This is a genomic window from Helicobacter pylori FD535 (genome assembly GCF_000296015.2).
GTDB classification, from domain to species: domain Bacteria; phylum Campylobacterota; class Campylobacteria; order Campylobacterales; family Helicobacteraceae; genus Helicobacter; species Helicobacter pylori_CT.
This window is the reverse complement of record NZ_AKHP02000080.1, coordinates 1-1,275: the sequence shown is the minus strand read 5'-3', so window position 1 is coordinate 1,275 and position 1,275 is coordinate 1. Positions and strand designations below refer to the sequence as shown.

Here is a 1,275-nt window from a genome sequence, read left to right as displayed (position 1 = left end):
CTTGACTTCCAGGTTCGGAATGGTTAACTGGGTAGTTCCTCTTCTCTAAAGGCACAAGGAAAAGGGAGCTAAAGATAAAGCGCATTTACCCTTAACTCCCCTTTCTCTTTATAGGGAGCTGTTTTTTAACAAAGAAGATCGTTAATAGCCCTTAATCTTAAACCATTGAGAGAGTATCTCATTCTAATCAAAGTTTATAATATAAAAGTCTTTATAAAACTCCAACTCTCTTACACTCAGTAAGGCAGTGGTAACTTATCCATGCTCTATTGCCGTTATCTTATACAAAAAGCAAAAAACAAGCCAAACGCTCTATTAGTAGTAGTCAGCTAAACGCATTACTGCACTTACACATCTACCCTATCAAGCACATAGTCTTTGTGCGAGCTTCAGGGAAAGTTTATCTTGGAGTTGGCTTCCTGCTTAGATGCTTTCAGCAGTTATCACATCCGTGTGTAGCTACCCAGCGATGCTCTTGGCAGAACAACTGGTGCACCAGTGACACATCCATCCCGGTCCTCTCGTACTAGGGACAGCTCTCCTCAACTTTCCTACGCCCACGGCAGATAGGGACCGAACTGTCTCACGACGTTCTGAACCCAGCTCGCGTACCGCTTTAAATGGCGAACAGCCATACCCTTGGGACCTGCTCCAGCCCCAGGATGCGATGAGCCGACATCGAGGTGCCAAACCTCCCCGTCGATGTGAGCTCTTGGGGGAGATCAGCCTGTTATCCCCGGGGTACCTTTTATCCTTTGAGCGATGGCCCTTCCACACAGAACCACCGGATCACTATGACCGACTTTCGTCTCTGCTTGACTTGTATGTCTTACAGTCAGGCTGGCTTGTGCCATTACACTCAACTTGCGATTTCCAACCGCAATGAGCCAACCTTTGCAAGCCTCCGTTACTTTTTAGGAGGCGACCGCCCCAGTCAAACTACCCACCAAGCATTGTCCTGCCTGTGGATAACACAGGCCAGTTAGCTAACAGAAACATCAAGGGTGGTATCTCAAGGATGGCTCCATAAGAGCCAAAGCCCTTACTTCAAAGCCTCCCACCTATCCTGCGCATGATATTCCCGTTAGCAGTGCTAAGTTGTAGTAAAGGTCCACGGGGTCTTTCCGTCTTGCCGCGGGTAGGAGGAATTTTCACCTCCACTACAATTTCACTGAATCTCTGGTTGAGACAGCTCCCATCTCGTTACGCCATTCATGCAGGTCGGTATTTAACCGACAAGGAATTTCGCTACCTTAGGACCGTTATAGTTACGGC

The 1,275-nt window shown here is 47.6% G+C and carries 1 rRNA gene; it reads right to left on the bottom strand.

Annotation, left to right across the window (positions count from 1 at the left end):
- Nucleotides 1-294: 294 nt before the first annotated feature.
- A 23S ribosomal RNA gene (locus DV63_RS17455) occupies nt 295-1,275 on the bottom strand; the annotation flags it as partial.